Consider the following 21,517-nt stretch of genomic DNA (forward strand, 5'->3'; position numbering starts at 1 on the left):
ACCCAAGAACTCGACGGAGGGATTTTCGAACCACGGTGAGGTAGCGCCACTCGGCGCTAGGAGATAGCCTCCATCGCGACAGCGAAACGCAATGAATGTCTTCACTTCACCTCCGCTCAATCGCGATCCTTGGCATGAAAGCACTCAAGGCGGTATGCGAACGCGTGCAACCCGTGAGGCTTTACTGAGCGGTTGCTACAAAGTGGCCAACAATGCGGCCACGCCTCCGCCTCGCTAATTCAATGCCCCGAGAAGGTGAGAGGGCGCCAGGACAAATTTCCGCTAGCCGATAGCGGGCGTTTCGTCGTTACGCCGACTGCTCCTTGATCGCCGTCGTGCAAAGTCGCGCGTGGAGCGCGGAGAACAGGTCCAGCTCCTTAAGAGCGTCGAAGATCTTGCCTTCGTACGAACCACCGGCAATTATCGAGTCGCAGATTGCAAGGAAGTGCTTCTCATCGTCCGTCATGTTGAAATCGACTTCTAGCAGCCCTTGCTGAAGCACATCGACAAGCGTAAGTGCCTCGCCGCGAGTTAGCGACATTTGTTGGGACACGGTCGCAATCGCGTACGCAGCAAGAGTGAAAGCCTGCCGAATTGTTTCCGCAACCGCGTGTGGGCCGATCATGGTGTTGGATACCGCCGGAAGGTCGACCGCGGCACCGAGTCGCGCGATGCTGCCCTCTTGGTACGTCGCTACGCGGAACAAACTTTCCGCGGAGTGACGCAAGGCGTTCGCCGAATCTAACCAGATTGGTTGCGAATCCATTGCCGGTGCTTATGCGTTTGGACGATCTACGGTGCGCTTCGCGCGATGAACAAGCCATCACGATCAGCCATGACCAGGGCGGCGAATTTATCGCTGACTAGCCGTGTTTGATCGCGCCCGTGGAACCGGCGGGGGGAGCGACGGGGAACATGCGCTGCTCGCGCCATCTCACCTCGTTCCGAGCGTCGTCCGACGAAAGGCCGCTTTCGCAAAAGCGGACGCTGGCGCTTCAGGCGCCACACGGCGAAGGGTGACCTTTCGACACAAAAGAAGCAGGTTCCAAATCCAGCGAGCGCCTTAGCCCTCAGCCGTGAACGCATCTAAAGCTGTACGGCTTCCCTATACCCGTCATGGACATCACATCGAACGCTCAGAAGCGGTCCATAGTGGGATGCCACGCAACTCGCGCCGGTTCTCAGTAGCTCGCCTGACCGCCAGACCACTGAGGTCGCATGTCGGTCATGGCAAGCAAAAATGAAACTCAACAGACGCAATATCGTGCGTCGCGTGAGCAGCCTACTCCGCGGCTTCACCCCTCAGAGCCCTGTCTCGACCATCACACGCGATGGATGGCCCCCGATTTCGAGCACTCCGGAGCTGCGTCGTCGCAGCACCGATGCCTCTCCGTGGCTCCCTCATGGGCCTCGCGACGATTGGAAGCGTTGAGATGATGGCCATTGCAGATTCCAGATCAGGATCGATCAGCGCCCTTCACCTGGCGGTGGATAGCTACATCGCCAGCCTGCGACGTGCATTTCCTGCCGAACCCTGGCGGACGGTTAAGTACTACGCAGAGCGCGCATGGTTCGCAGCAGATCTGGCCGAAGTTCCTTGGGAACAGGTCGAATCTCGTATTGAAAGTGCGTGGGACAGGCCGGTTTCCGCTTCGCCGGCTGCGCGGCAGGCCGCCGCCGACTCAACCGAATACGCAGCGTTGCCCGTCGCCCGCCGGGCTCAGCAGGATGACGTAAGAGGGGGCCGCCAGACGCCACGCGACCCAGCCTGGGACTATGGCATGCACGGGTGACAACTCGGAGTGCCGCGATATCTCGAAGTTTTCGCGGCCCCACGAAGGACGGGGCTTGAGCCCCGTTTTCGTTTGCCGCTTGCCTGGCCGCGATCAACGTCGCGCGATGCTCAACGACGACGGGTGCGCGACGTCGATCCCCCGCTGAGCCCATAACTCAAGCGGCGCACGTAATGTCATGGCATGAAATTCTCGCGCTCGCGCCAAGGCACCCGGAGCGCTTGCGGAGTCACGAAGTCATGACAAGCAATGGCGCATGGTCTTCCTAGGCCGCCGTGCCATTCGCGTTATCTCGACATCCGCCGACTTGCGAATCGCTGAGCGCTTGGAGCGCCGGTAGGCGAGAGGTGTGAGATGGTTTCCTTCCCCAGATTGATTGAGTGGCGCACATGGCGCTGGCGTGCTGTCGTGTCCGCACTGCAGGCGACAACTCGCAGCTTCACTTTGCGTGACCTGCTGGATTCGCTCGAAATGTACCGCAATCGCACGAACTCGTCCCATCTCAGCCGTTTGATCGCTCTGTTGAAGGAGGATCTTGCGACTGCAGCGCGCTATCCGGAGCGACGCGGCGCGCCCGATACGCGCAGGACACTGGGTGGCTGGAGACAGCGCTACAACCATTTGGATCGATATTTGACGCTCGAAATTGCCGGGGCGCCGGATGGGCGCCAAGCGATTCTCGTACCAGATGATTGCAACACTCAGGCTTTGTCCGCGGCCGAGTACGAGGGCTGGCCGCTACCGCTTACGCGGAAAGGAGTATGAAATGGGAAACGAATGGACAAGTGGAATTGAACGTGCGCGCGAATCGGATTGCCATGTAGCAGCTTTGCTGACTTCTGCACTAATTGCGCGCGCTACGCACCCATGCGGAACAGGCGCCGAGTTGGAGGCTGCGAACGCGGTGAATCTATATCGTTGCGTGCTTGCGGCGCTGGCCCAGGGCGAGCGTGATCGGCTTGTGGGGGCTGGGAGTCCAACGAGGGATTCGGCGAACATGCAGGCGCTGGGCGTATCAAGGGACGGCGTGAAGTATCGGTATAAGACCTTCCTGTATGACAAACTCGATGACGCCTTGAACTATGCTCGGATCGATCGCGAGCGGGTCGACTAGCCTTGGCTGGCGGCGACTGGGTTCGCGGCGCCGACAAGCACATTGTCTTGGCGGCACCTGCACCTGGCGGCCTTATATTCGCGCGAGCCAGCGCCCCAGACGGACCCGGCCCGTCCTTGGTGCGCCGATTAACTCGGGGAGAGTATCCGTCTGAGGCGCACAAATTCTAAGCGGCCCAAGGCCTAGTGAGCGCAATCGCCAGTGTCCTTTTTGGCCAGAGCGTAGAGGCCTTAGCCGATGCTGCCCTTGGCTGAAGTGGCACTCTTTCCCACAAAAAACGGAGCTTTCGCTCCGTTTCTTTTGCCGCATGCCTGGCCTCGATTAACGTCGGGAAGTCCCCGCCGCATCGCTCTGGGCCGGAGCGGACTTTTCAGCGTTCACTTTTTCGCCGCTTTCCGTCGTGGACGGCTTGGCGTCCTTGTGGGACGCGTCTTTCGACCCAGTCTGCGCAGACTGTCCGGGCTGGACGTTGGACTGGCGCTCGTTGCTATTGGTGCTGTTGGTGCTGTTCATGGGAATTACCTTGCGAAATGGCCGAAGCCGTGGAGGAGCCAGCGAGAAGGCTGGCTTCGAAGGCTCAAGGGCGAGGTCGCAATTCAGTGAGTGCCGTCGGTGCCGGCGTCCGTGCCGTCCGGTGCTCAGTGACAATAGGGGGTGTGACGTGACAGGGGTGCGAGGGCTGGCTCGCGAAGGTTAGACATTGGAATGGCTACTCCTCGCCCTCCATGCGCGGGGCGTATCACAAGGTTCATCGCAATGAGCGTATGAGTCGGCTTCAAGACGGTCGCCAACTGAAGGGCGACGAGGACGTAGGCAGGAACAAAAATGGCCGCTTTCAACGACGAAGAGCGAGATGCGTTCTTCGGCTCCATCGCCAAGGATGGGACCGGGGCCGAACACCTTGTAGGCCTCACCGCGGCAGAAACTACCGAGTACCTCGCCTTTCGAAAGCAATCGCTGGATGGCCACACAGTTCACGCAGGCACCTTCAGCGAACACATGGCGCTTTACCAGAAGCATCGGAAAGCTTGCCGAGCCCGATTGATCGAACCCAGCGAGTAACCGCTGTTCCGGTGACGTGGTTCGATCGATAAAGCCGAATGTCCGCTTTGGGTCGAAAGCGGTCATCGATGAGGCGATTCGCAGCCACGACTCCTCCATGGAACGGCGGCTGACCACATGCAATCAATTTCAGTTTGGCGGCGAGATGCGGAAGAGGCTTAGGATCCGCGGTCGATCGCGTCGCGAATGGCGGGAACCTGCCCTGCGATCTCACGTGCAAGGAAACCGGTCGTGCCGATCGAGCGCTCGAGGCGTTCGCCGGCGCGTCCATGCAACGCCACGCCCCACACGGCCGCCTGGTCCGGCGCCGCGCCCTGCGCGATGAGCCCGCAGATGAGTCCGGCGAGCACGTCGCCGGAACCCGACGTGCCGAGCCCCGTGCAGCCGCGCGCGTGCCGCCAGGCTCGCCCCTCCGGGTTGGCGATGACGGTTTCCGCACTCTTCAACACGATGGTCACACCATGTTCGGTCGCGAACCCTCGAGCGATCCCGAGGGGGTCGGCTTCCACGTCCGATGCATCGATACCTAGGAGCGCCGCCATTTCCCCGAAGTGCGGCGTCATCACGCAGATTGCATAGCTGCCTTCCGTTGCCGCGGGCAACGCGCCCGCATCGAGCACGACCGCTTTCGCACGTTGGAGCACGCAGGTTGCGAAGCGCCGCGTCGCGGGCGTTTCCAGCATGCCGGGCCCGACGAGCACCGCATCCGCGCGTTCAACGTCTGTGTCGACATCGAGCCCGAGGCGTGCGATCTCGCCGTGTGCATCCTTGGGCAACCCCGACAGCTTCGCTTCTGGCAGCGCCACCGCCATCGTCATCGCGATCGATGCACTCGTCGCGACCTGCAGCTTGCCTGCGCCCGCGCGCATTGCGGCGATTGCTGCAAGCATCGCTGCGCCCGGAATGCGCGTGCTGCCGCCGATGATCAACACGCGCCCGCGCTCTTCCTTGCCTTCCATCGCCGCCGGATCGGGCAGCGGCCAGCGGCGTAGGAGCGCATCGGTCACGCGTCGGGGCGTCATTTCGGTCCCACGGGCCGGTCGGGCGCGGTGGTCACCGGCGCGCCCGCTTCCTGCAGTGGCAGGGCGAGGTTCGCCTGGACCAGGTGGAAGCGCGCGCCGGGTGCGTCGCGGTCGATGGCGTATTCGGTGATGCCGCAGTTCGGCACGTCCGCCTTCGCGTCGTGCGCGAGCACTTCGGCTTCGTCCATGCATTCGAGTAGGTAGCGGAAGCAGTTCACGATGACTTGATGCCCGACGATGAGCACGCGATCGCCCACGTGGTCGCGACGCAACACTTCCAGCAGGCTGCGCAGGCGCAGGATCACGTCGCACCAACTCTCGCCGCCGGGCGGGCGGAAATAGAACTTGCCGACCAACTTGCGCTGCTCGGCGAGCTCGGGGAATTTCTCGGAAGCAGAAGGCGATTTGATCCGCTGCAATCGACTGCACGAACGAGTAAGGCGACGGTGCGGGCGAGACGCTTCAAACCAATACCACGACATACGCCAATTAGCCTGTAGAATCAACAGCTTGCACAGGCAATGATGCGGCGTTCGCGGAGTGTGGGAGGCGGCGCCTCAGCCCGCCTCCACGTCGACGTGGGCCAAGTAGGCCTCCGCGCCGTCGAGCAGCGCACAGGCCGCCATAGCTTCGCGGCGCTCTTCTTCAATTCCCAAGGCATTGCGCGTGGCTTGCAGCTGTTCCAGCAGGCTCGCAAGTGCTGTCATGCGCGAGGGGTCCTGATAGGTCCAGAACTTGGGAGAGACCATCAGCTTCTCCAAGTAGCCGATCACCCATTCCAGGCGGCTCACCTGCTTGTTGCGACGTTTGCGGTAGATGGGCTCGAAGACCATCAACTCCTGCGGGAAGGTCCACGTCTCAGCGTACGTTGGGCTCTCCAGGAGGATGCGTTCGACTGACCACCCCCGGGACAACCGCTTCGACACGGTGTTCTGCGACAGGTTGACCAGCTTCGCCAGCTCGCTCGTCGTGAGGCGGCGGCCATCGGGAAGTGATACTCGGCCGCGCACGCGACGCTGATTCGCGCGCTGGGTCCGCTTGGATGCCCACCGCACGTTCCCCGGGCGATACCCCTTAGATTTCGTTCCGGCGATGTTGTCGACCGTCCAGTGCGTCTCGGGCTGCGGTCCGAGGTGAATTAGCCATTCGCGGAAGTCGCCGAACGCCGGGTGGAACTCGGTATGCGTGGTACGGGCCCACTGCTTGCGGCTGCGGTAGCTGTTGTACTCGCGGGGGTATCGGCGATGGAGGTCGGTCAGCCGTTTCGACATGACCACATCACGCAGGAGGGTCAGGTACGCAACGTTGTACCCGAGCTGCCGCTCCCACAACTCGTGCACCTGCTTCGATGGGCCCAACACCGGTATGAATTGCAGGTCCTCGCAGCGTGCCACGGCACGCGTCACAGCGAGCGTGATCTTCTTGTTGTGGACGAGGTCTTTGAGACGAGGAGGCAAGTGATCAAAGCCTGCATACGATGCAGTAGTGCACGCTGTCACGTCCGAAATCGCCGCGAGGTTGGTCTTCAGGACCGACAAGTGCGGCAAGTCGATGATGCCGGTGAGGAAATCCGGCGAACCTACGACTTCGGCCTGTGGCTGATGTTGCAAGTGACATGTCATGCAAAATGCCTTGGTGTCCTGATCATCGTCGCGATCAAGCTGCGTGTCAGTCGTACCGCGCGTGCGCGTCATGACGCACCCCCTTGGCGGTCGAACTCGACGTACTCGCGAATGTCTCGCCCGAGGTACCGCACGCGTCCTTTCACCTTGACGAACTTCGGCCCCGTGCCGGCGGCACGCCAGTAGGACATCGTGCGCACGCAGACGCCTAGGGCGCGCGCGGCCTTCGGCGTGGTGAGCAGGTCCTCCTCGTCGGGGATCAGCTCCAAGTGTGGGTTGAAGGGAACGATGGCACGCTTGCGAAAGATTTCGGCCAGCGCAGCGTGCTTAGGCGTTACGGCCAGATGCCGGTCGAGGTCCTTCGGCCAGTAGCGCACCTCGTCACCGATTCGGAAGTGGTGAGGACCAATTCCTTCTGCCCTCATGCTGTCGAGGGTGCGGGGTGATACGCCGATGTAGCAGGCAGCGTAGAAGCGGCATAGACCCGGCGCGGGCAATTCCAGGTTGCTCTTACCCATGGCCCTGCCCCCCTTCGGTACCACCCTTCTTTAGCAGTGCACGCACGGCAGCTTCGTCGTACATGATGCGTTTCGGCCCGATGCGGACATACATCGGCCCCGCGCCAGTCTCACGCCAGTTAAACAGGGTGCGCACCGATACACCCAGCAATGCGGCTGCTGCCTTGCAGGACAAACGCTTTGGCATATCGTTCACGATGCACCCCCTTGCTGTTCGAACAGCGGGCGAATCGTCGAAGTCAACCAGTAACGGCGGCCATCCTTTCCATCGGCGGGGGGAATTCGCCCGCACTTGAGGTACGCGTAGACCGTGGAGTGGCTGCAGCCATAGAGGTACATCAAATGCCCGACGCGAAGCCGGCCAGGTTGGTCGAGCGGCACGGGCAGCGGCTTGGGGCGAATCGCGTGGGAGCGCGAGGTGGAGTTGCTGATTTTCATGTTGCGAGCACCAAAATCTGGAGTAATGAAGTCGGCCCCATCCGTGGCCATCACTCCATTGGTGTCCGCTTGAACTTGCGCAACGCGCTCAGTTCTCAGCTGGATGAAATCTTATTTCTTCCTCGCCATATTGCAAGGTTTGTCAGTCACTCCTTGCCTATTCGTTAAGGCCTTCGACCATCAAAGACCACTTCTCCATCATGTCGCGACGCTTTTCGAAATACTGCGCCTTGTTGTACGTCGACGCGATCCGATTTCGCGGCTCATGTGCCAGTTGCTTCTCAATGATCTCTGAGGCAAAGCCCGCTTCGTGAAGCACCGTCGACGCGGTAGCGCGGAAGCCATGGCCACTCAGGCGGCCCGAGTAGCCGAGGTATTCGAGCGCCCTGTTGATCGTCGTGGCGGACATGGGCTCATGGGGATCGCGCCGGTTCGGGAAGAGCCAATGCGTCGACAGCCCCATCGCCCTCAACTCGCCCAGCAGGGCCACCGCGCGCAGACTTAGCGGCACCAGATGGTCGCGTCCCATCTTCATGCGCGCACCTCTGATCGACCACAGGCCGTTCTCTAGGTCGAATTCGTCCCAGGTGGCGTTACGCAGCTCTGACGTGCGCACGAAGGTGAGAAGCAGTAGCTCGATGGCGATGGCCGTGGCGGGGCTCGTGAATCGGCTCCGGTGACCGTACGAGCGAACCGCCTCCAGCAAGCCTGGTAGTTCCGCCTGTGCAAGACCCGGGTGATTACGAACTCGCGGGCGGATGATCGCGCCCTTAAGATCCGCCGCAGCATCTCGGTCGCACAGCTTTCTCGCGATCGCGAAGCGGAACACCGCACCGCATAGCTGACGCTCGAAAAGCGCCATGCTCACCGCTCCCTTCTTCCTGTCGTTCTTCTTGCCGGGCGGCACGCGACGTGCCGCGACGGCTTCCAGCGCGATGAGCAGTTGCGCGGCCGTGATCTCGCTGATCGGAAAATGGCCGAGGGACGGGAAGATGTCCGCGTTGAGCGCGCGCTGCACCTGCGCGGCATAGCCCTCGGACCACGTGTTCTTCTTCTTGCCCATCCACTCCAACGCGACGGCTTCGAACGTCGAGGCCTCGCGGGCGCGCTTCAGTTCAAGGGGGTGGTGCCCAGCCGCAACGGTCGTCCGCGCGCGGTCATGGAGGTCACGCGCGTGACGGAGCTGAAGCTCTGGGAAGGGGCCCACCGTGAAGGAGTACTGGCGGCCGTGGAGGCGATACTTGTAACACCACGACTTCGCGCCCGAGGGACGGACTCGGAGGTAAAGCCCTCCGCCGTCGGTCAGCTTGTACTCGCGTTCGCGAGCCCGCGCGTTAGTTACTGCAGCGGCCGACAGGGCGCGCCTCACGGCATGATCCTCAATCGAAAACCCACGCGAGAATTGTATCGCGGGACCACCAAGCGGACCACCAAAGTGCGCTGATGGTTCTTTAGGGGGATTGAGGAAAAATAGCTAAAAACACGAACAAAACGTGAATTCGACGAAGTGACCTTGAGGCCCTTTTAGTCAGTGTTACGACACTGGTGATTTTCGATCATCAACAGCATGGAGGGACGACCGGGGCCGCGGGCCCGCTCGGGGCCCTCCATGATGCCCGTTTTCCCCCGGCACCGGGGCCGCCCCTCAATGCGATGGTGATGCGGCCCATTCGAGCGGCGTCGTCGTGGGGCGGAATGCCCGGAATCCCACGAGACGCCGCTCTTTTACGTCAGTAGGCGCCCATCACCGAAACATTGCCGAATGCGTTCTCGCCGACGACCAGCAGGTAGTACGTTCCGGCGGGCGGATTCGTGATCTGCACCGTTTCGCTGTTGCCAGGCTTGGCCGAGCTGCGATCGAAACTCGTCGCCGTCGGCACGCGATCGCGAGCCACGTACAACGACACGTTGCCGGTGCCGCCGTACGTGCGCAGGTTCAAGCTGGTGCGGCCGGCGGGCACGACGATGCGGTACGTCACCGCCTCGCCGGCCGTGCCGCCCAGGCCCGAAACGGCAACGCGGTTGCTCAGGAGGGTGCCGGTGTCGACCGGGATATCCTGGGTGGAGGCGGACACCGCCGCAGCGGCGTCGACGATGCCCGAGCCGATCGACTGGCTGAAGGGCGGCGCCACCGTGAACGGCTGCGCGGTGCTGCGCAGGATGGTCTTCACCTGTGCTGGCGTCAGCGCCGGCCTGCCGGCAGCGACGGCGGCGCTCTGCATCAGCGCGACCACGCCGGCCACGTGCGGGCTGGCCATCGAGGTGCCGATCATTCCGACGTACGAATCGCCACCCGGACTGGCGATTGGTGCCTGCGTGCCGGTGTTGCCCAGCGACCAGATCCAGCGGTCATTCGGATCGGAACCGCTGGTGGCATTGCCGCCCGGTGCCGCCACGGCAACGGATGCACCGTAGTTGGAGAAGTGCGAGCGTGCGCCATCGATACCGGTCGCGCCGATCGTGATGACGTTCTTGCAGCTGGCCGGCGAGAACTGGGAGGCGTCGGTATTGCTGTTGCCCGCTGCAACCACCACGGTGGTGCCGCGACTGACCGCGCTGTCGATGGCGTCCTGCGTCACACGATCGCTGCTGCAGGCGCCGTAACCGCCGAGGCTCATGTTGATCACTTCGGCCGGATTTGCATTCGCCGGCACACCCACCACGGTGCCGCCGGACGCCCACACGATCCCGTCGGCGATGTCGGAGGTGTAACCACCGCCCGTACCGAGCACGCGCACCGGCTGGACCTTGGCGTTGAACGCCACGCCAGCCATGCCGATGTTGTTGTTGGTCACTGCTGCCACGGTACCGGCGACGTGGGTGCCATGGAACGAGCTGGGATCGCCACCCGCCCAGTCGCCCGGATCGTGCGCATCGGCATCGCGGCCATCGCCATCGTTGGCGACAGCGGTGTCGTTGATGAAGTCGTAGCCCGGCACGATATTCGCGTTGAGATCGGCATGGTCGAGATAGCCCGTGTCGAGCACCGCCACGACAACACCCTCGCCGGCCGTCGTGCCCCAGGCTTCCGGCGCGTGGATGCCGGTGGTGGGGTGGCTGTAATGCCATTGCAGGCCGTAGTACGTGTCGTTGGGAACGAAGGCGAGACGCTGCTTGAGGTAATCCGGCTGCGCGAATTCGACTGCCGGATCGGCTCGCAATTGACCGAGCAACGCATCGGCCTCGGTCTGCGTCAGGCCGCGCGACAGTCGAACCAGGTCGGCGCCGATGGCGAGCTTGCGAACGTGCTCCAGGCGCAGTGCGGTGCGTGCACCGTTGGCCTGGATCGCAAGACCGGCGACGCCCGCGCGCGTCGCAGCGGCATTGACCTCGCCCACCAGGATGTCGGCGTTGCGCGAAGCCGCTGCACCGCTCTTGTACTTGACGATGAAGCGATCAAAGCGCGTCTGCTGCGCCAGGCGCTCCGGCAAAACCTTGCGGCCGGAAACCGGCGATGCCGCTCCCGTTGTGGCGTTCGCCGCCTGCGCATCCAGCGACGACGCAATCGGTGCCGTGCGATTGGCATGGACCGCCGCGAGCGCGGACAGGGCGGTGAATATGGCGCCGGTCAGCGCGCCGACTCCGAGAAAACGGGTGCTTCTTTTCATTACTCTCTCCACAGAAATTGATGCGTCGTGAACTGTTCGATATGCGCGGGGATCCCGCGCATATCGGTGGCGGTCGTGCTGGGCTGGAACGCTCCGCTTACCAGCCGAGGCCCAGGCCAGCGCCGACCGAGGTGTCATCGCTGCTGCTGGCGCCGCCGATGGTCACCGTGGCGCGATCGGAGATCGCACGCTGATAACCGATCGAGATCGCGGTGGCGCCGTTCTGGAAACCGACGCCGACGCCGAAGCGGTTCTGGGTACGGACACCGGCCGCACTGGTGGCCATGTTCAGCATTGCCGCGCTCATTGCGCCCTGCTGGTCGATGCGGTGGTCCTGCTGGTCGAGGCGATTCCACACGTCGCCGGTCAACTGGCTGAACTGATCGCTCAACGCGTTGATGCGGCTGTCGGTGTAGGTGTTGGCACGGGTGAGCGTCTGCGTCGCGGTGGTGTCGGTGTAGGTGTTGGCCGACGCCAGCGTCGCCGCATCCCCCGTCTGCATCTGCTGCATGTTCACCGCATCGGTCGCGTTGACGGCCGCGGCGACGTTGGTCACGCGACGCTCGTTGCCGTCGCTGCCGACCGAAACCGTGTTGGCTTCGTTCGCCACCGAGCCCTGACCGATCGCCACCGCACCATCCGCAGTCACCGAGGCGCCTTGACCGATGGCGGTCCCGTTGGCCGCGGTCACGTTGCTATCGGCGCCCACTGCCACCGCGTTGGTGGCCACAGCATCGATGGTGCTGTTGTTGCCGAGCGCCGTACCGTTGGCGGCGCCGACGGTCGAACCGTTGCCGACCGCGGTGTCGTTGACGTCGTTCGCGTGACTGCCGTTGCCGATCGCCAGACCGTCGCCGGTGCCGCCGGGCAGGCCGGCGCCGGTTTCCAGCGACGACAGGCGGCCGTCGATTCCGCTCAGCACCCCGTCGATCGCCGCAAACGCAGTACCGACGTTGCCGTAGCTGGCGCCCTGGATCGTGTAGCTGGGCGCCGTGAACATGCCGTTGGCGTCGAACATCGCACCGCCACCGAACATCGCCGCCATCGACGACAACTGACCGAAGTTGGCCGCATCCATCGCAGTCGTGCCGGCCTTGACGTTACCGATCGTGGTGCCGCTGGCGCCCGACAGGGTCAGCGTGTCCTTGCCGGCATCGTCATAGCTGACCGCGTGGGCGATCGTTCCGGCGAAGTTGCCGATCTGCGTCTCCAGCGTATCGACGCGACCTTCGACCACGGTGACACGGTTGTTGGTGTCGAACAGCTGGCTGCCGTTGACCGCTTCGCTGCTGGTCGCGCTGAGTGCGCCTGCCGCCACGTTCGCGATCACCGTGCCGTTTGCACCGGCCAGGGTCGCGCGATCCTTGCTGGCATCGTCGTAACCCACCGCGTTCGATGCGACGGCACCGACCGCGGCAGCGACCGTGTCGAGCTGGTCCTTGTTCACTGCATCGGTGGCCGCGGTGCCTGCTGCGACATTGGTGATCTGCCGTTCGTTTCCTGCCGAACCGATCGACAGCGCGTTGTCACGGTCGGCCAGCGAATTGGCGCCGATCGCGACGGCGTTTTCAGCCACGACCGTGCTAAATGCGCCCAATGCGGTGGCGTTGTCGTTGAAGGTTTCCGATCCAAGGCCGAGGGCGATCGCGCCGATTCCCATCGCCACCGTTGGGCGCAACTCGTAACTGCCGTCAGCGAGGACCCTCGCACCGAACCCGCCAATCGCGATGCCCTGCGCATCGCCGACGTAACTGCCAGTGCCGATCGCGACGCCCTGATAGGCACCGCCGGCGACCGTGGCCATCAAACCCAGCGCGAGGCCGCCCGTGGCGTCGGCACCGATGGAGGCGGCAGCGCCCATTGCGACGCCGCCTGAAGCGCTGGCGTCGACGCCCGGACGCGCACCAGTCCATATCCCTTCCGTCGTTCCGGTATTGATCGCCACCGACACGTCGGCGGCCGCACTCGACCCGGCGCCCATGGCCACGGCATAGAGGCCCGATGCATTCGACGAAGTGCCCATGGCCACGGCATTGACGCCCGATGCATACGACGAGGTGCCCAAGGCCACTGCATCCATGCCGGTCGCCACGCTGCCGAAACCGATGGCATTCGAGGTCTCGCCGAGCGCAGTGGCGCCGGTGCCGATGGCGTTCGCACCCATCGCGCCGGCGTAACTGCTTCCGCCAATGGCGTTGGAGTAGTCGGCATCGGCCATTGACTGGAAGCCAAGCGCACTGCTTTCCACGCCCTTGGCGACGCTCAGCGCACCGCTGGCCGTGCTGGACTCGCCCTCGGCGACGCTCATCGCGCCGACCGCGGTCGCGTTCATCTGCAAGGCCTGCGCCTGGTCTCCCAGCGCGAGCGAGCCGTCGCCGATGGCGGCCGCCTGGAAGCCGAGTGCGACGGCGTGGGAGCCGACGGCCATCGTGGCTTCGCCGGGCCCGATCGTGCCGTCGCCGTCGAGATCGACACCCATGCCGCCACCGAGCGCGATGCTGCCGTCGCCAACCGCGGTCGACCAATACCCTCCCGCCACGGCAGCGGTGCCTTCGGCCCAGCTCAGACCGCCGAGGCCCATGGCGCCCTCGCCGATGGCAAAACTGGAATCACCCAGCGCGACGCCGTATGCACCGCTCACGGCGCGCGAGTGCGCACCAAGCGCGACACCACCCAGCCCATTGGCGCCGGCGCCAAAACCTCCAACGAGGCTCCCGTCGCCGTACGCCTGGGCATCGCCGCCGATCGCGGTCGAGCCCGTGCCCATCGCGACGCTGAGCGCGCCGACCGCGGTTCCGCCCTGCTCGGCTTCGGCCGCGGCCGCGGCGCCGATCGCCGTATTGCCGAGACCGACCGCCCATCCGTCGCCCGCAGCGTAAGCACCCTGGCCGACCGCGACACTTGCCTCGCCGAACGCCATCGCGCCCTGGCCGAACGCACTCGCGCCCAGGCCGGCGGCGATACTGTTCGCGCCGACCGCGGTGGTTGCGTTCTGGATCGCCGCGCTGCTGCTGCCGATGGCCAACGCACCGGCACCGGCAATCACCGCATCGTCGCTGCCATCGTGGGCACCGTCGGCGGCAAAGTAGTTGTCCGCATCGCCAACGGCGGACGGCACTGCCTGCGTGGCGGCATTGATCTGATCGAGCAACGCGCAATCGACCTGCTTGCCGACCGTTCCGTCGGAGTTGCGGATGTTGCAGGTTTCCCCGTTGCGCTCGATCGTGACTTGCTCGGCACGCGCTTGTGGCATCGCCAATGCGGCGAATCCGAAAGACACCGTCGCCGCACCCAACATGGCATCGGCCAGACGTCGACGCCCGCTTTTCTTGCCACCCACCTGGCCCAGCTCCGAGGTGACCACCATCATCTGCCTGGCGTCGCTCCACACCAAGCCGAAAATCTTGTTCATCAACTTTTCCCCACGTTTCGTTGAGTGAAAGCAAACGACGCCCGTCGGCCATGAACGGTCGAATGAACGACCGCCGCCGCTGCATCAATGCAGGTTGTTTTTGATCCGCCCTGGTTTCGACCGCTGCGCGAAGTCGCTTGAAACTTTCTCGACAGCCGGCGCGAGCGGCGAAACTAATTGGCCGCGGCGACGGTTGTCACGCACGCCTGGCTCATCGAATACTCACCGTTTGCTCACACTGCGCGCGATGTCCCACGCGCGGCGAATGCGCGCGATGCGATGCATGCAGCGTTACGACATTGGTGATTTTCGATCATCAACAGCAGGGCGCGCGCGTTCGACGACGCGCGCGCACCTGCCCGGCCGGGCCTTCAGTGCAGCACGCCCAGCAACGCCTTGGCCGTGGCTTCCGACGACGACGGGTTCTGCCCCGTGATCAGCCGGCCATCGACGATGGCCAGGCTCTGCCAGTCGTCGACCTTCTCGAACTTGCCGCCGAGGCGCTTGAGTTCGTCTTCGACGAGGAACGGCACGACATTCGTCAGGTGCACCGCTTCCTCTTCCGAGTTGGTGAAGCCGGTGACGCGCTTGCCCTTCACGATCGGTTCGCCGTTCGATTCGACATGTCGCAACACGGCGGGCGCATGGCACACCGCGGCGACGGGCTTGCCGTTGTCGTAGAAGTCTTCGATCAACTTGATCGAGTCCTGGTCTTCCGCAAGGTCCCACAACGGTCCGTGTCCGCCGGGGTAGAACACCGCGTCGTAGTCGGCGGCCGACATGCGATCGAGCGGCCACGTGTTGGCGAGCACGACCTGCGCTTCCATGTCGGACTTGAAGCGGTCCTGCGCATCGGTCTGGTTCTTCGGATCGTCGCTCTTCGGATCGATCGGCGGCTGCCCGCCTTTCGGTGAAGCGACCGTGACATCGGCGCCCGCATCCTTGAACACGTAGTACGGCGATGCGAATTCCTCCAGCCAGAAGCCCGTCTTGTCGCCGGTGTTTCCGAGTTTGTCGTGGGAGGTCAGGACCATGAGGATCTTCATGGGGTGGCTCCGGAGTCGAGGCACCGGCGATTGTCCGCGCCCATGGGTTAGGCGCGGGTTACACCGACGTTCAACGCTTCATCGCGCGCGGCGTGGCACGGTTGGGCCATGCAAACGCGACGCCTGCGCATCGCAGCGACTGCCCTCGTGCTCGCCACGGCCACCGCCGTGGCGACACCGCACGATTGCGGGCAGCGCTTCCTGGAGGACCTGGGTTGGCGATTCGTTCCATCGGATGGAGCCACGGTCGAGATCAGGCCGGGCACGCCGTGCGACCGCGCGGACCTCGTCGACGCATGGCGCGCCGGCGATCTCGTTGTGTCGATTCCGCGTCGCTTCGACGACGCTGCGCGCGCGCGATTGAACGACGTGCTGCTGCATCATCCCGCGACACGATGTGCCTACGGCTTTGCACTCGGAGCAGCGACGCGGCGTGCCGTCGATCGGCTCGCCGGCAATCCCGGTTATCGCTTCTCTGCCGTGCAGGTCGGCTGGATCGGCTTCGGTCCCACTGGCTCCGCGCGCGACGGCTGGAAGCCGATCGCGCTGTTCGGTCGCGGGTACCAACCGCGCGGCGCGAATTCGCGCGCGATCGAAGCGTTCTACGCGGGCCACGTGCGCAGCGAATGCGGCGTGGGGCGGCAGATCGCGCAGTACGCGACGCAGGCGGAGTTGTACGGCATGCAGGCGTTCGACGAAGCCTTCGATGCCGACGAAATCGTGATCGGCACGTTCAACCGCCTGCATCCCACGCGCAGCATTCTGCTCGGAACGTCGGCGGGTACGTTCACCCACGACGGGCGCGCGATCGCCGCGTCGAAGGCCGGGCGCCAGGCGTTCATGGGGTTGCCGGGTTTCATCTTCCACGTGTTCGACCGAAGTAAGCTCGACGACATCCACAACCAGGCGGAGAACTTCGTCGTCTACGACGTCGATGCAAGCGCTGCCGCGGCGCTGCGCGCGCATGCCGGTTTCGAGTACTACAACGCGCGCAATCGTCGCATCTGGGAGCTCGCATGCTCGTTGCCGGGACCGAAGCCGCGGCGGCATTTCGAGCGCCTGCTGTTTGAACGAGATCCGACGTTGCGCGCTGCGTTGTCGCCGCAAGCGCAAGCGACGCTTGCATCGCTCGATGCCGAACTCGCTGATCCCTTCTACACGGGCTTCGACATTTACGTGCACAAGCAGGGCGTCAAGCCCGTGGGCTTCCATATCGCACGCCTGCTCGATCGCAATCCGCGCACGCCCTTCCGCATCGAGTTGGCGCTGCACAACCTGCACACGACGCTTTATGACCGGTGGGTGGCGTATCGGGTGGCCGTGTGCGGGCGCCCCGGCCCGTTCGCCATCCAGCGCAGCGCGGCCAGTCGCGTCGGGAATGGTCGATAGCGCGTCGTAGTGATGGAGGATGTCTTCGAGTGCGTTGGCGCGTTCGTGGTTCCTTCACGCGCCGACTGGCTTCCTTGCAGGCATGGCACGTGCGACGAAGGCCCTCGACCCGACGAAACCCACCGCGAAGCGCGAAGCGAGCGGACGCTCGAAGCGCAAGCCGCCGGTCAAGGCGTTCGTGCGGCGCGTGCAGGGCGGATTCGCCGGCGCGTTGTTGCGCCGGTTCGTCGACGCGGACCTGATGACGCAATCGGCCGCGCTCGCGCTCTACGCGATCCTGTCCCTCGCGCCATTGCTGCTGTTGCTCGTCTGGCTGACGTCCGCGTTGTTGCCGGGCACGCAGGACGCCGTGATGGACCAGGTGCGCCTGCTCGCGGGCGTCGAGGCCGAACGCGTCGCGCGCACCATCGTGTCGAATGCGCAGGCGCGGCCCGACACCGAGTCGATCGCGGGCTGGTGGAGCGTCGCGTTGTTGTTCGTCGGTGCAACCGCGGTGTTCGCGCAGTTGCAGGATGCGCTCAACCGCATCTTCCGCACCGAGGCCTCGCGCCTGCCCGGCGCGCTCGCGTGGTTGCGCAAGCGCGTGTTCTCGCTCGGCCTGGTGTTCGCGATGGGCTTCCTGCTGCTCGTCTCGATGACGATCACGACGGCGTTGCAGTTACTGTTCGGTCGATTCGACTGGATGTTGCCGATGATCGCGAACGTCGCGTCGTGGCTCGTCTACGCCATCGGCTTCGCGCTGATGTACCACTACCTGCCGGATCGCTCCGTCGGGTGGCGACGCGCGTTGCAGGGCGGCGCGATCACCGCCCTGCTGTTCGTGCTCGGCCGCGCGGCGATCGCGTGGTACCTGCAGCGCGCCGACCCCGGATCGGCCTACGGGCCGATGGGCACGATCGTGCTCGCGCTGGTGTGGATCTATTACGCGGCGCTGATCGTGTTCGTCGGCGCGCTCGTGACCGCGGTGGTCGACGAGCGCGCCAAGGCGAAGGGGGCGAAGGCGAAGACCGCGAAGACGTGATCAGGCGGCTTCGGCGAGCGTCTCCCCGCTGCCGCCCAGTTCCTTCGGGAAGTCCTTCAGCTTCGGCAGGCCGTCGCGCATCGGCAGGACGGTCTCCGCGTAGTTGACGTGCAACGCGGGCTCGAACTTGAGCGACGGCAATGTCGCCGCGTACACGTCGACCAGGTTGAACGGCGGATGGAACGTCATCAGGTGTCCGCCGCACTTCGTGCAGAACTGGCGATCGCTGTTCGGCGTCTTGTTGTAGTGCCCGACAAACTCGGCGCCGCGCGTCACGCGCACCGACGCCGGTTGCCACAGGGTGAATGCGTTGACAGGTCCGGCCGACCAGCTGCGACAGGAACTGCAATGGCAGTAGCCCATCGCTTCCGGTGCGCCGGTGGCTTCGACTTCGACGGCGCCGCAGAAACACGAGCCGTGATACGTGCTGGTCATGTGGATCTCCCGGGGGAATGACGCCGTGACGCCGGCGTCGTGCGTTGCGGTGCGATTGCAGTTTCGATGTTGCGCAGCGCCGTTTCGAAGGCCGAGAGCACGGGCGCGTTGTCGTCGAGCGCCCACGCCACGAAACTGCCGCCTTCGAGCGCGCCCAGCAGCAGGTGCGCCGTTTCGAGTGCGTCCACGTCGGGCTCGAGCACGCCGGAGGCGATGCCTTCTTCGATCTGTTCGACGAGCCAATCGATGTGCAGCTGGAAGAAGCGCGCGATCACGGGCCGCATCGAGGCAGGCAGCGCGGCGCGCTCGGCGGCGAGTGCGCCGCACAGCGGGAGCAGGCCGCGTTCCATGCCGTCGAGGAACAGTCGCGAATACGCGCGAAGCCGTTCGCGTGCGTCCGCGCGCGTGGTGGCGAGATCGGCGAGCGTCGCGACGAACTTCGCGAGGTAGTCGTCGACCAGCGCCGCCAGCATCGCTTCCTTCGTCGGGAAGTGGTGGTGGATGCTGGCCTTGCGGATCGCGATGCGTTCGGCGAGGTCGGCGTAACTGAAAGCCGCGTAGCCCTTCGTCCGGAGGAGGACCTCGGCTTCCGCGAGCAACCTGGCGCGCGTTTCGGGCATGGCGCTATTTGCCTACTAGTAGGTAGGCCGCGCAAGTGCGCAATCATGTGGGTACGCGGCTTGCATCGCGCAAAAAAGAAGCCCGGCATTGCCGGGCTTCTTCGATCGACCTTACGGATGAGTTCGCTTACGCATACCGCACGTCGAAACGGTCGAGTTCCATCACCTTCGCCCACGCGGCCACGAAGTCGCGCACGAAGTCCGCTTCGCCGTCGCTCGACGCATACACCTCGACCAGCGCGCGCAACTGCGCGTTGGAGCCGAAGATCAGGTCGGCCATCGTCGCGGTCCAACGCACCTTGTCGGTCTTGCGATCGCGTCCCTCGAACACACCAGGCTCGGCATCCGACGGCTTCCACGCGGTGTTCATGTCGAGCAGGTTGTGGAAGAAGTCGGTGCTCAGCGTGCCGGGGCGATCGGTGAACTGGCCGTGCTTCGTGTTGCCCGAGTTCGCACCGAGCGCACGCATGCCGCCGACGAGCACCGTCAACTCCGGTGCGGAGAGCGTGAGGAGCGCCGCCTTGTCGATGAGCGCGGTCGCCGCGAGTTTCTCCGCGCCCTTGCGGATGTAGTTGCGGAAACCATCCGCCGCGGGTTCGAGCACGAGGAAGGAATCGGCATCGGTCTGCTCGGGCGTGGCATCCGTGCGGCCCGGCGTGAACGGCACTTCGACGGTGTGGCCGCCCTTCTTCGCCGCGGCTTCGATTGCCGCGTTTCCGCCCAGCACGATGAGGTCGGCGAGCGAGATCCGCTTGCCGCCGCCGCTTTCGTGGCCGCGCTGGATCTCCTGCAACTTCGACAACACCTTGTCGAGTTCCGCGGGTTCGTTGGCTTCGAAGTTCTTCTGCGGTTCGAGCCGCACGCGCGCGCCATTGGCGCCGCCGCGCAGGTCGGTGCCGCGGAACGTCGACGCCGAGGCCCAGGCCGCCTTCACCAGTTGCGGGATCGAAAGACCGCTGTCGAGGATCTTTTTCTTGAGCGCCGCGACGTCGTTCTTGTCGACGAGCGGATGATCGACCGCAGGCACCGGGTCCTGCCAGATCAGGTCTTCCTTCGGCACGAGCTTGCCGAGGTAACGCGCCTTCGGTCCCATGTCGCGATGCGTGAGCTTGAACCACGCACGCGCGAACGCATCGGCGAACTCCGCCGGGTTCGCCGCGAAGTGGCGCGAGATCTTTTCGTAGATCGGATCGAAGCGCATCGCGAGATCCGCGGTGGTCATCATCGGCTGGTGCAACTTGCCGGGGATGTGCGCGTCGGGGACGTTCGTGTTGGCGTCGCCCTTCGGCTTCCACTGGTGCGCGCCGGCGGGGCTCTTCGTCAGTTCCCATTCGTTGCCGAACAGCGTTTCGAAGTAGCTCATGTCCCATTGGGTCGGCGTCGCGGTCCACGCGCCTTCCAGGCCGCTGGTGATCGCGTGCGCGCCGATGCCGCTTTCGAACGTGCTCTTCCAGCCGAGGCCGAGTTCTTCGACGTTCGCGCCTTCCGGTTCGCGGCCGACGTGCGTCACCGGGCCCGCGCCGTGGCACTTGCCGAACGTGTGTCCGCCTGCGACGAGCGCGACGGTCTCGTAATCGTTCATCGCCATGCGACCGAACGTGTCGCGGATGTCGCGACCCGATGCGACCGGATCGGGATTGCCGTTCGGGCCTTCGGGATTCACGTAGATCAGGCCCATCTGCACCGCGCCGAACGGATTGGCGAGTTCGCGCTCGCCGCTGTAGCGCTCGTCGCCGAGCCACGTGGATTCCGGGCCCCAGTCGATCGGCTGCGGTTCCCACACGTCTTCGCGACCGCCGCCGAACCCGAAGATCGGCCCGCCCATGTCCTGGATCGCGACGTTGCCCGCGAGGATCATCAGGTCGGCCCACGACAACTTGCGCCCGTACTTCTGCTTCACCGGCCACAGCAGGCGGCGCGCCTTGTCGAGGTTGCCGTTGTCCGGCCACGAGTTGAGCGGTGCGAAACGTTGTTCGCCCGAACGCGCGCCGCCGCGTCCGTCGAAGATGCGATACGTCCCCGCGGCATGCCACGCCATGCGGATGAAGAACGGACCGTAGTGGCCGTAGTCGGCGGGCCACCAGTCCTGCGAATCGGTCATCACGCCGCGCAGGTCCTTGACGACCGCATCGAGGTCGAGCGTCTTGAATTCGGCGCGATAGTCGAAGCCTTCGACCATCGGGTCGCCCAGCGTCGACTGGTGCAGCACATCGAGGTTGAGCTGGTCCGGCCACCAATGCGCGTTGTTGCGGGTCTTGCGATGACTCATGACCGGGCACTTCGATTCGTCGTTCATGGGCGGCTCCGTGACGGGTGGCGGGAGGGTGGATTCCTGATGTTGAGCCTCCCGCGGCCATCGGGATAATCGAACGTTCGAATCGGGGCGATAGCTTCAATGAATCGCCCCGACAGGTTGC

18 protein-coding genes and 3 pseudogenes are annotated in these 21,517 nt (G+C 64.5%); 5 read left to right on the forward strand and 16 right to left on the reverse strand.

What is annotated here, in order from left to right; genetic code table 11:
* Nucleotides 1–307: 307 nt before the first annotated feature.
* Complete coding sequence (locus tag LK996_RS06050; RefSeq protein WP_230526222.1) at nt 308–766, reverse strand: hypothetical protein; 459 nt, start codon at nt 764–766, stop codon at nt 308–310.
* A gap of 637 nt (nt 767–1,403) precedes the next feature.
* On the opposite strand from LK996_RS06050, the gene LK996_RS06055 reads away from it, so the two are divergent.
* Together LK996_RS06055 and LK996_RS06060 are read left to right on the forward strand one after the other, a co-directional pair.
* Nucleotides 1,404–1,793, forward strand: coding sequence for a hypothetical protein (locus LK996_RS06055; RefSeq protein WP_230526223.1), 390 nt, complete (start codon nt 1,404–1,406; stop codon nt 1,791–1,793).
* Between the two features lie 354 nt (nt 1,794–2,147).
* Nucleotides 2,148–2,558: a hypothetical protein gene (locus LK996_RS06060; protein ID WP_230526224.1), complete on the forward strand. Its 411-nt coding sequence runs from the start codon at nt 2,148–2,150 to the stop codon at nt 2,556–2,558.
* Between the two features lie 670 nt (nt 2,559–3,228).
* Here the strand turns inward: LK996_RS06060 and LK996_RS06065 are convergent.
* The gene (locus tag LK996_RS06065; protein ID WP_230526225.1) at nt 3,229–3,420 is read right to left on the reverse strand and encodes a hypothetical protein; all 192 of its coding nucleotides are present in this window, start codon (nt 3,418–3,420) and stop codon (nt 3,229–3,231) included.
* A 312-nt stretch (nt 3,421–3,732) separates the two neighbouring features.
* On the opposite strand from LK996_RS06065, the gene LK996_RS06070 reads away from it, so the two are divergent.
* On the forward strand, nt 3,733–3,969 hold the full coding sequence (locus tag LK996_RS06070; protein ID WP_230526226.1) for a hypothetical protein: 237 nt from the start codon (nt 3,733–3,735) through the stop codon (nt 3,967–3,969).
* Between the two features lie 158 nt (nt 3,970–4,127).
* Here LK996_RS06070 and LK996_RS06075 read toward each other — a convergent pair whose 3' ends face one another.
* The 11 genes and pseudogenes from LK996_RS06075 to LK996_RS06120 all read right to left on the reverse strand — a co-directional run bounded on the left by LK996_RS06075 (nt 4,128) and on the right by LK996_RS06120 (nt 15,635).
* Nucleotides 4,128–4,991: an NAD(P)H-hydrate dehydratase gene (locus tag LK996_RS06075; protein ID WP_230526227.1), complete on the reverse strand. Its 864-nt coding sequence runs from the start codon at nt 4,989–4,991 to the stop codon at nt 4,128–4,130.
* Nucleotides 4,988–5,377, reverse strand: a pseudogene (locus LK996_RS06080) (histidine phosphatase family protein); the annotation flags it as partial. The pseudogene LK996_RS06080 and the gene LK996_RS06075, both read right to left, overlap by 4 nt.
* 171 nt (nt 5,378–5,548) lie before the next feature.
* Nucleotides 5,549–6,685 (reverse strand): hypothetical protein, encoded by a 1,137-nt coding sequence (locus LK996_RS06085; protein WP_230526228.1) that lies wholly within the window; start codon nt 6,683–6,685, stop codon nt 5,549–5,551.
* Complete coding sequence (locus LK996_RS06090) at nt 6,682–7,131, reverse strand: helix-turn-helix domain-containing protein (RefSeq protein WP_230526229.1); 450 nt, start codon at nt 7,129–7,131, stop codon at nt 6,682–6,684. Before LK996_RS06090 ends, LK996_RS06085 begins: the two co-directional genes overlap by 4 nt.
* Complete coding sequence (locus LK996_RS06095; RefSeq protein ID WP_230526230.1) at nt 7,124–7,327, reverse strand: helix-turn-helix transcriptional regulator; 204 nt, start codon at nt 7,325–7,327, stop codon at nt 7,124–7,126. The genes LK996_RS06090 and LK996_RS06095 overlap by 8 nt, the downstream gene beginning before the upstream one ends.
* The gene (locus LK996_RS06100) at nt 7,324–7,569 is read right to left on the reverse strand and encodes a helix-turn-helix domain-containing protein (protein ID WP_230526231.1); all 246 of its coding nucleotides are present in this window, start codon (nt 7,567–7,569) and stop codon (nt 7,324–7,326) included. The genes LK996_RS06095 and LK996_RS06100 overlap by 4 nt, the downstream gene beginning before the upstream one ends.
* Before the next feature lie 157 nt (nt 7,570–7,726).
* A complete protein-coding gene (locus tag LK996_RS06105; RefSeq protein ID WP_230526232.1) occupies nt 7,727–8,938 on the reverse strand; it encodes a tyrosine-type recombinase/integrase in 1,212 nt (403 codons plus the stop codon).
* Nucleotides 8,939–9,299: 361 nt separating this feature from the next.
* Nucleotides 9,300–11,315, reverse strand: a complete 2,016-nt coding sequence (locus LK996_RS06110) for a S8 family peptidase (protein ID WP_230526233.1) — start codon at nt 11,313–11,315, stop codon at nt 9,300–9,302.
* Nucleotides 11,275–12,027: pseudogene (locus LK996_RS16745) on the reverse strand (YadA family autotransporter adhesin); the annotation flags it as partial. The gene LK996_RS06110 and the pseudogene LK996_RS16745, both read right to left, overlap by 41 nt.
* Before the next feature lie 159 nt (nt 12,028–12,186).
* A pseudogene (locus LK996_RS06115) lies at nt 12,187–14,589 on the reverse strand (ESPR-type extended signal peptide-containing protein); the annotation flags it as partial.
* Nucleotides 14,590–14,960: 371 nt separating this feature from the next.
* Nucleotides 14,961–15,635 carry a type 1 glutamine amidotransferase domain-containing protein gene (locus LK996_RS06120; RefSeq protein WP_230526235.1) on the reverse strand — a complete coding sequence of 225 codons (675 nt, stop codon included), beginning with the start codon at nt 15,633–15,635 and terminating at the stop codon, nt 14,961–14,963.
* A 108-nt stretch (nt 15,636–15,743) separates the two neighbouring features.
* Here LK996_RS06120 and LK996_RS06125 point away from each other — a divergent pair, with 108 nt between their 5' ends.
* Both LK996_RS06125 and LK996_RS06130 read left to right on the forward strand, forming a co-directional pair.
* The gene (locus tag LK996_RS06125; RefSeq protein WP_230526236.1) at nt 15,744–17,024 is read left to right on the forward strand and encodes a hypothetical protein; all 1,281 of its coding nucleotides are present in this window, start codon (nt 15,744–15,746) and stop codon (nt 17,022–17,024) included.
* A gap of 82 nt (nt 17,025–17,106) precedes the next feature.
* A complete protein-coding gene (locus tag LK996_RS06130) occupies nt 17,107–18,045 on the forward strand; it encodes a YihY/virulence factor BrkB family protein (protein WP_230526237.1) in 939 nt (312 codons plus the stop codon).
* Here LK996_RS06130 and LK996_RS06135 read toward each other — a convergent pair whose 3' ends face one another.
* From LK996_RS06135 to katG, 3 genes are all read right to left on the reverse strand, one after another.
* Nucleotides 18,046–18,480, reverse strand: a complete 435-nt coding sequence (locus LK996_RS06135) for a GFA family protein (RefSeq protein WP_230526238.1) — start codon at nt 18,478–18,480, stop codon at nt 18,046–18,048. It abuts the gene before it with no gap.
* On the reverse strand, nt 18,477–19,100 hold the full coding sequence (locus tag LK996_RS06140; protein ID WP_230526239.1) for a TetR/AcrR family transcriptional regulator: 624 nt from the start codon (nt 19,098–19,100) through the stop codon (nt 18,477–18,479). The genes LK996_RS06135 and LK996_RS06140 overlap by 4 nt, the downstream gene beginning before the upstream one ends.
* 127 nt (nt 19,101–19,227) lie before the next feature.
* Nucleotides 19,228–21,396 carry a catalase/peroxidase HPI gene (katG, locus tag LK996_RS06145; RefSeq protein ID WP_230526240.1) on the reverse strand — a complete coding sequence of 723 codons (2,169 nt, stop codon included), beginning with the start codon at nt 21,394–21,396 and terminating at the stop codon, nt 19,228–19,230.
* Nucleotides 21,397–21,517 lie beyond the last annotated feature (121 nt).

The organism is Noviluteimonas lactosilytica (genome assembly GCF_020866925.1).
GTDB lineage: Bacteria > Pseudomonadota > Gammaproteobacteria > Xanthomonadales > Xanthomonadaceae > Noviluteimonas > Noviluteimonas lactosilytica.

What these genes read in the sequence shown, in the direction of transcription:
- LK996_RS06050 (WP_230526222.1), bottom strand. Translation starts at nt 766, where the DNA reads ATGGATTCGCAACCAATCTGGTTAGATTCGGCGAACGCCTTGCGTCAC.
- LK996_RS06055 (WP_230526223.1), top strand. Translation starts at nt 1,404, where the DNA reads ATGGGCCTCGCGACGATTGGAAGCGTTGAGATGATGGCCATTGCAGAT.
- LK996_RS06060 (WP_230526224.1), top strand. Translation starts at nt 2,148, where the DNA reads ATGGTTTCCTTCCCCAGATTGATTGAGTGGCGCACATGGCGCTGGCGT.
- LK996_RS06065 (WP_230526225.1), bottom strand. Translation starts at nt 3,420, where the DNA reads ATGAACAGCACCAACAGCACCAATAGCAACGAGCGCCAGTCCAACGTC.
- LK996_RS06070 (WP_230526226.1), top strand. Translation starts at nt 3,733, where the DNA reads ATGGCCGCTTTCAACGACGAAGAGCGAGATGCGTTCTTCGGCTCCATC.
- LK996_RS06075 (WP_230526227.1), bottom strand. Translation starts at nt 4,991, where the DNA reads ATGACGCCCCGACGCGTGACCGATGCGCTCCTACGCCGCTGGCCGCTG.
- LK996_RS06085 (WP_230526228.1), bottom strand. Translation starts at nt 6,685, where the DNA reads ATGACGCGCACGCGCGGTACGACTGACACGCAGCTTGATCGCGACGAT.
- LK996_RS06090 (WP_230526229.1), bottom strand. Translation starts at nt 7,131, where the DNA reads ATGGGTAAGAGCAACCTGGAATTGCCCGCGCCGGGTCTATGCCGCTTC.
- LK996_RS06100 (WP_230526231.1), bottom strand. Translation starts at nt 7,569, where the DNA reads ATGAAAATCAGCAACTCCACCTCGCGCTCCCACGCGATTCGCCCCAAG.
- LK996_RS06110 (WP_230526233.1), bottom strand. Translation starts at nt 11,315, where the DNA reads ATGACACCTCGGTCGGCGCTGGCCTGGGCCTCGGCTGGTAAGCGGAGC.
- LK996_RS06120 (WP_230526235.1), bottom strand. Translation starts at nt 15,635, where the DNA reads ATGAAGATCCTCATGGTCCTGACCTCCCACGACAAACTCGGAAACACC.
- LK996_RS06125 (WP_230526236.1), top strand. Translation starts at nt 15,744, where the DNA reads ATGCAAACGCGACGCCTGCGCATCGCAGCGACTGCCCTCGTGCTCGCC.
- LK996_RS06130 (WP_230526237.1), top strand. Translation starts at nt 17,107, where the DNA reads ATGGCACGTGCGACGAAGGCCCTCGACCCGACGAAACCCACCGCGAAG.
- LK996_RS06135 (WP_230526238.1), bottom strand. Translation starts at nt 18,480, where the DNA reads ATGACCAGCACGTATCACGGCTCGTGTTTCTGCGGCGCCGTCGAAGTC.
- LK996_RS06140 (WP_230526239.1), bottom strand. Translation starts at nt 19,100, where the DNA reads ATGCCCGAAACGCGCGCCAGGTTGCTCGCGGAAGCCGAGGTCCTCCTC.
- katG (WP_230526240.1), bottom strand. Translation starts at nt 21,396, where the DNA reads ATGAACGACGAATCGAAGTGCCCGGTCATGAGTCATCGCAAGACCCGC.